Raw genomic sequence first — 6,903 nt, forward strand, 5'->3', positions numbered from 1 at the left:
GGTACGCGGAGCTGTCCCTTCCGAAACCCTGGTATTGCTATTGCTGCTTCTGCTGTTTGTACTCCTACCGCTAACTGCAGGCCTTGTACTTGTGGTTCTGCCGCTGTTTGCATCGGGACGATAAACATTTACCGCGTTATTACTTACTCTGGTAGATCTGCCTGAACGGTTGTTAGTGCTTTCAAGCCGTCGCACCGTAGCTTTCCTTCCTGTTTCGCGTTCGTAGTCTCTTGCGCTTGGCCCGCTGTAATAACGGTTATCGTTATATATGTAAGTATTGTTGATAATGGTTGTCCGATTGTATATTGTGGGGCTGTATCTGTTATAGTACCTGTGCATACTGCGGTGATACATATATCTGGAAGGCAGGAATGTCCAGTAGCTGCCCGGAATATTTATATGGATGCTGATGTTTACCCTCGGACCCATCGGAGCCCAACCGTAATAACCGCCTCCGCTTCTCCAGCTGACCCATGCAGGTGCCCACTCGTAACCCGGAACCCATGCCCATCCGTAGAAATCATCATAGAACCATCGTCCGTAATGGAAAGGCGCCCATCCCCATGAGTAGTTGGAAACCCAGGTGTTGCCGTAATCAGTCATTACCCAATAACCGTTGGTGGCATAGGGGTGGAAATCTCTTCCAACTCTTGGAACCCAAATTCGGCCGTAGTTGTGATTGTTGATCCATCTGCCGTGAGGACTCAGCTCATTGTAAAATATACTGAAGCTAACGCCGTCTCTATCTTGGTCCCCGTAATAACGATCATCATCGTAATAGTAATCATCCCCGTAATAACCATAATCATCGTGTCCTTGCGAATACACATATCCTTGTGAAGAATAGCAAGAAGTAAAAGCCAGTGCTATTATTGCTAGAATGATGGGGTGTTTTAAAGCTTTCATATCTATAATTATTAAAGAGTGCAACTTTTCTGATTTTACAATATGACAGCTGTTCGGAAAAATGGTTTAACTCTTTCTGGCATGAAACTCAAGAAATATGGCTAAATGGTAAAAAAATCATGGCTCAATGGGGGATGCAGCGATATTCCACACTGAGTCATGATTAGTAAAGCGTATTGTAATAAACTCTGTTTACTTAAATACCTGGTCAATTCCCGAAAATCCCATAAAGGCCATGGCAATTATACCCGCTGTTATGAGTGCAATGGGTATACCTTTCATAGCTTTGGGTATTTTGGTGATAGCCATCTGTTCCCGGATACTTGAAAATATTATTAATGCCATGGCATAACCAACGGCAGTGGCGACTGCATAGATCACCGATTCCAACAGGCTGTAATCTTTCTGTATAACCAGTATGGCTACGCCCAGAATAACACAGTTTGTAGTTATTAACGGCAGATAAACTCCCAAAGCCTGGTAAAGAGCAGGTGAAATTTTCTTTAGAACAATCTCAACCATCTGTACCAGGGCAGCAATTACAAGGATAAAAGAGATGGTCTGTAAATATTCGAGCCCGGCAGGTTCAAGAATTCCTTTTTGAAGGAGAAATGTTACAAGAGTGGCAATGGTCAGCACAAAAGTAACAGCAAGGCCCATACCTATTGCCGTGTCTACCTTCTTCGACACACCCAGGAATGGGCATATCCCCAAGAACTGGGAAAAGACAACATTGTTTACAAAGATGGCGACTATTATAATTCCAATATATTCCATACTATCAGGTTATTAGTTTGTTTCTTCCTTATGTTGAAGTTTATTGAAGGCGGCGATAAGATATCCCAGCACAATAAAGGCACCCGGTGCAAGTACAAAGATAAGGGAACCGAACTTCTCGGGGTAGATGTTGAGAGAGAAAATCTTTCCGGTACCAAGCAGCTCCCTTAGTGCACCCAATACCGTTAGCGAGAGTGTAAAACCCAATCCCTGCCCCAAGCCATCGAAAACAGAAGGTATAACACCGTTCTTTGATGCGAACGACTCGGCACGGCCAAGAACAATACAGTTTACAACGATAAGTGGTATAAATATGCCAAGGCTGTCGGCCAATGCAGGGACATAGGCATTCATTAGCATCTCTATGATGGTTACGAAAGTGGCTATAACCACAATAAAGGCGGGAATACGCACCATATCGGGAATCAGGTTTTTTAGCATCGATATGACAGCGTTTGAGCATATCAGTACAAACATCGTTGCCAGACCCATGCTCATTCCGTTTATGGCGGAGCTTGTGGTTGCCAGCGTGGGGCACATCCCCAGCAGCAATACAAACGTGGGGTTTTCCTTAATAATTCCGTTGAAAAGTACTTTTATCTGCTTATTCATTGTTCGCGCCTCCCTCCTCTGAGTTTTCCTTTTTATTATCGGCGGCTGCCTCGGTGGCACCCGACATTGCATCTTCCTTACTTCCCTTGTATGCCGAATAGGCCCTGTTTACTGCTTCTATAAACGCCCTTGAGGTGATGGTAGATGCCGTGATGGCATCCACATTGCCACCGTCTTTTGTCACGGCCAGCAGTCCCTGTGACAGATCACGGCCCAGTATGGACTGTGACGGTTTGGTGATATCTTTGAACCAGTCCGACATCTTCGATCCCAGTCCCGGTGTCTCTGCATGCTGCAGTACCGAGTAGTTCACAATTTTGTTATCCATATCGAACCCAACCATGATCTGGATGTTTCCGCCGAAACCGTTGTTGGAAAAGGTGTTCAAAGCGTAACCAACAATCTCTTCGCCCCGCTTTGCCGGATACACAATAAGAGAGTCGCCCAGGCCGTCAGCCATCAGATAAGCCTCAGCTACAGGATCGTTGTCGAACTCCGGTACTACCTCGCTGATTGCGTTTTGAAGCTTCATAGCTTTTGCTTCGGCAATAGGTTTCGCGGTCATCTTGTTCACTTGCGCCAGCAGCACGGCTACCGTGAGGCATATAATTGAGAGCGAAAGGAACATATTTTTGAATGTTGATTGTAATTTAGCCATGTTTTACTGCCTCCCCGAATCGTTTTGGTGTTGTGTAGTTATTGATGAGCGGAGTAAAGGCATTCATCAGCAGTATTGCAAATGAGACTCCTTCGGGATAGGCGCCCCAAAGACGTATCACTACTGTTATTACTCCTATGCCGGCTCCGTATATGAGCATACCTCTTTTAGTCATTGGTGACGTCACGTAGTCGGTGGCCATGAAAATTGCACCCAGCATCAGTCCCCCCGAAAATAGATGTATAAGCGGATTGTACATGGGTATGGGATTGAAAATATATAGAATGCCTGTAAAAATTGCAACTACAGCCATAATTGATATGGGAATATGCCAGGTGATTATTTTTTTACATAGAAGATAAATGAGGCCGATAAGCAGAGCTACTGCACTCATCTCTCCAAGCGAACCTGATTCTATGCCCAGGAACATTTCCATAATCGTTGGCAACGATTCGGGAGAGTGTTTTAATACTCCCAGCACAGTTGCCGAACTTACTGCATCAACGGATGTGGCTGTCACGGGAGATGGCCATGTGGTCATCTGAGCAGGAAATGATATCAGAAGAAAGATACGTCCTGCAATTGCCGGATTGAAGATGTTGTTGCCCAACCCGCCAAACGATAATTTAACCACACCAATGGCGAAAAGGCATCCAAGAGCAAGAATCCATACCGGAAGGTTAGATGGCACGTTAAATGCCAGCAGTACTCCGGTGATAATTGCCGAGCCGTCGAAAATAGATGGCTCTTTCTTCATTATAAACCTGACAATGAGATATTCAAACCCCATGCAAAACAGTACCGAACAGGCTGTGATAATTAGCGCATCCAACCGGAAGAAATAAAGCGCAACAATGAACGCCGGTATAAGGGCGATGAGCACGCCATACATGTTTTTTTGAATATTGTCTCCGCTATGTACGTGTGGCGATGGTGAGACAACCAATTTATTTTCCATATTATAAATCTTTCTCTTTGCGTTATTTTTTTCTTGCTCTGATTATCCCGTTTACCTTTCCTTTTCCCAACCGGATGTAATCCAGCAATGGCCGGTCGGCGGGACAGGTGTAGCTGCATGAACCGCATTCAATACAATCTGTAATGCTGTTTTTTTCCGCTCTGTCCCAAATTTCGTATTCGGTCAGATTCATCAGCAGAGAAGGATTTAATCCCATAGGGCATACGTTGACACATTTTGCGCAGCGGATGCAATCTTTCATCGATTTTCGCTTCGCTTCCAGTGTTGGTATAATAAGTATTCCTGAAGTCCCTTTTGTAACGGGAATGTCGGTGCTGGCCAGAGCTTTTCCCATCATTGGGCCGCCGCTGACGACCTTTCCGGTAGATTCGGGCAATCCTCCTGCAGCATCAATAAGAACACTCACCGGAATGCCCAGTCGTGAAAGAACATTGCAGGGATTTTTCATATTTTTGCCGGTCACCGTTACAACACGCTCTATTAGTGGTTTGTTTTTCTGAACAGCTTCGTATATGGCGAACATTGTACCCACGTTTTGCACAATAGCGCCAACAGATACGGGTAGTGCGCCGCTCGGAACCTGCCGTTTTAACAAAGCATCGATAAGTTGTTTCTCGCCTCCCTGAGGGTATTGAACCTTCAACGCTACTACTTCTATGTTGGAATATGCTTTAGCCGCCTGAGTAAATTTCTCAATGGCATCTCTCTTGTTGTTTTCTATGCCGATAATCGCTTTCCTGGTATTTATAGCTTTCATTACAATGGCAATGCTTACCAATATCTCTTCGGTTTTTTCCATCATCAGCTGATGGTCGGAGGTAAGATAAGGCTCGCACTCTACGGCATTAACAATCAATACTTCAGCCTTTGTTCCGGGAGGGGGGGTAAGTTTTACATGCGTGGGGAAGGTGGCGCCCCCCATTCCCACTATACCTGCAGCGGCAATCTTCTCGAGGATCTCTTTAGGTGAAAGAATGCACTCTTTTACCAATGTTTTAGAACGGTCTATCGATTCTTCCCATTCATCGCCTTCCACCTTTATGTAAACGGCATCACGCCTGTATCCGCTCGCATCAAGCGCTTTGTCTATCTTAAGTACTGTTCCGGAAACAGGAGAGTGTATGTTTGCCGATACAAATCCCACGGTTTTACCGATAAGTGTGCCTGTTTTTACAACATCACCTTTCTTGACTATGGGCTGGCAGGGTGCACCAATGTGTTGCGACAGCGGGACAATCACCTGATCGGGGATGGCAATGGGCTGTATTGCTTTTCCGGCGGATATTTTGTACTCTTTTGGGTGAATACCGCCAATTCTGAATGTTTTTAACATATAATATTTATCTTATACGGTTACAGTGGCCTCCTCCTCCTTGGGTGACTGGGGAGACTCTTTCCGGGGAGGAAAATTTAATTCCAAAATTGAGTTGGTGGGGCATACCGAAACACATTTGCGGCATAGACGGCATTTGTCATCGTTAATGAAAGCCAGGTTGTTTTCGATTGTAATTGCATCATGTGGGCATGCCTGCTGACATTTGCTACACCCGATGCATGCCACGCTGCACGATTTTTTTGCAACGCCACCTTTTTCCTTGTTGACACAGCTTACGTATATCCGGCGCGATTTTGGGCCCTGCTTGCGCAGTTCGATGATATCCTTGGGACATGCCTTTACGCAGGCACCGCATGCTGTACATTTGTCCTCATCAACTTCCGGGAGCATTGTCACAGGGTTTAAGTGGATGGCATCGAAGGTGCAGGAGTCTACACAGTCGCCAAGCCCCAGGCAACCAAAAGAACAGCCAGTGTCGCCACCATAGAGCGCCGAAGCAATTGCGCAACTGGAAACTCCATCGTAAAGGTTGGTGCGAGGCCTGTTTTCGCATGTTCCGTTACAACGGACCACTGCAATTTTCTTTACCGAAACAGGTGCCTTTTGCCCAAGTATGGAAGCTACCTCGCCCATAGTTTTCTGTCCCCCTACCGGGCAGAACAGCCCGTCGAGCGTTTCTGCTTTCACGCATGCTGATGCAAAAGAGGCGCATCCGGGGAAACCACAACCTCCGCAGTTGGCTGCTGGCAATGCATCCTGGACCTCCTGGATACGGGGATCTTCTTCCACTTTGAATTTTTGACCCACTAAATACAAGATAGCTGCGCTTCCGGCTCCAATAACACCTAATGTTGCAACAGCAGTAAGTAATACACTCATGTTTAACTAAAGTTTGTTCCTACGTTTGAAATTTTATTTATAGGCCGAAATAGACTATTTCTCAAAACAACATAATCCGAGTAGATTTGTCTTCTTTTTGTTTTGTTAGATGAAATAGTTGTTGATTAATCTGTTTTTTTTATCGTAAATTTAAAAGAGTCTGCCATTTTGTTTCTTAACATGTACAGTGCTATGTAATAGGGAACTAAAGCGAGTATGGAGCTTATAGCTGCCTCCGTATCGCTGAAATTCCATACCGATATGGTAAAGACAAGCATTGTGACAAGGACAACAAGGGGGAGTAGGAATGCCCATAAAACAGCTTTATATCCCATGGAAACCTTCCCTTGAATAATCACCCGCTCATTCTCCCGGAAACTTCCGGTATAATCAAAAACATCTATCAGTTTTTCTTTTGAATCGGCTGCCATACATGCACCTTTGGCGTGGCACGCATTACAGGCCGACTGTTGCAATATACGAACTGATATATGATTGCCGATGATCTTATCAATTATTCCCTCGTGCTCGATCATGAAACAATGGTAAAATGAGTCTTCTTCTTGAATTCAATCCGTGTGCAAAGTTACGGATTATTTTTGTTAATAGTAAAAGTTTTTTGAACTTACTCAACTGTTATGATGTTGGTAAATGATAAATGCTTTAGATGAAATAAGTTTATCAACTTCATCCGAACATTTATTGAAGTATATTTGTTGAAAAGTCTATCACAGAATATTTCATTCACAACATATA

Annotated in this window: 8 protein-coding genes; all 8 read right to left on the reverse strand. The window is 44.6% G+C overall.

Annotated elements, in window-relative coordinates; all coding sequences use genetic code 11:
- On the reverse strand, positions 1–906 hold a 906-nt coding region (locus B3B27_RS06395), incomplete at its 3' end, for a DUF6600 domain-containing protein (protein WP_349678509.1).
- Between the two features lie 192 nt (positions 907–1,098).
- Positions 1,099–1,683: an electron transport complex subunit RsxA gene (gene rsxA / locus B3B27_RS06400; RefSeq protein WP_238841476.1), complete on the reverse strand. Its 585-nt coding sequence runs from the start codon at positions 1,681–1,683 to the stop codon at positions 1,099–1,101.
- 12 nt (positions 1,684–1,695) lie between these two features.
- Positions 1,696–2,295, reverse strand: coding sequence for an RnfABCDGE type electron transport complex subunit E (locus tag B3B27_RS06405; RefSeq protein WP_238841477.1), 600 nt, complete (start codon positions 2,293–2,295; stop codon positions 1,696–1,698).
- Entirely contained in the window at positions 2,288–2,953 is a 666-nt protein-coding gene (locus B3B27_RS06410; RefSeq protein ID WP_238841478.1) for an RnfABCDGE type electron transport complex subunit G, read from the reverse strand. Before B3B27_RS06410 ends, B3B27_RS06405 begins: the two co-directional genes overlap by 8 nt.
- Positions 2,946–3,911, reverse strand: a complete 966-nt coding sequence (locus tag B3B27_RS06415; protein ID WP_238841479.1) for an RnfABCDGE type electron transport complex subunit D — start codon at positions 3,909–3,911, stop codon at positions 2,946–2,948. Before B3B27_RS06415 ends, B3B27_RS06410 begins: the two co-directional genes overlap by 8 nt.
- A 22-nt stretch (positions 3,912–3,933) precedes the next feature.
- Complete coding sequence (gene rsxC, locus B3B27_RS06420) at positions 3,934–5,265, reverse strand: electron transport complex subunit RsxC (RefSeq protein ID WP_238841480.1); 1,332 nt, start codon at positions 5,263–5,265, stop codon at positions 3,934–3,936.
- A 12-nt stretch (positions 5,266–5,277) separates the two neighbouring features.
- Entirely contained in the window at positions 5,278–6,147 is an 870-nt protein-coding gene (locus B3B27_RS06425; protein WP_238841481.1) for a Fe-S cluster domain-containing protein, read from the reverse strand.
- A 125-nt stretch (positions 6,148–6,272) separates the two neighbouring features.
- Positions 6,273–6,683 carry a SoxR reducing system RseC family protein gene (locus tag B3B27_RS06430; RefSeq protein WP_238841482.1) on the reverse strand — a complete coding sequence of 137 codons (411 nt, stop codon included), beginning with the start codon at positions 6,681–6,683 and terminating at the stop codon, positions 6,273–6,275.
- Positions 6,684–6,903 lie beyond the last annotated feature (220 nt).

This window comes from Proteiniphilum sp. UBA5463 (genome assembly GCF_002427225.1).
Classification (GTDB): Bacteria; Bacteroidota; Bacteroidia; order Bacteroidales; family Dysgonomonadaceae; genus Proteiniphilum; species Proteiniphilum propionicum.

Bases quoted from the DNA above. Each gene is read 5' to 3' on its own strand.
- rsxA (WP_238841476.1), bottom strand. From the start codon at position 1,683: ATGGAATATATTGGAATTATAATAGTCGCCATCTTTGTAAACAATGTT.
- B3B27_RS06405 (WP_238841477.1), bottom strand. From the start codon at position 2,295: ATGAATAAGCAGATAAAAGTACTTTTCAACGGAATTATTAAGGAAAAC.
- B3B27_RS06410 (WP_238841478.1), bottom strand. From the start codon at position 2,953: ATGGCTAAATTACAATCAACATTCAAAAATATGTTCCTTTCGCTCTCA.
- B3B27_RS06415 (WP_238841479.1), bottom strand. From the start codon at position 3,911: ATGGAAAATAAATTGGTTGTCTCACCATCGCCACACGTACATAGCGGA.
- rsxC (WP_238841480.1), bottom strand. From the start codon at position 5,265: ATGTTAAAAACATTCAGAATTGGCGGTATTCACCCAAAAGAGTACAAA.
- B3B27_RS06425 (WP_238841481.1), bottom strand. From the start codon at position 6,147: ATGAGTGTATTACTTACTGCTGTTGCAACATTAGGTGTTATTGGAGCC.
- B3B27_RS06430 (WP_238841482.1), bottom strand. From the start codon at position 6,683: ATGATCGAGCACGAGGGAATAATTGATAAGATCATCGGCAATCATATA.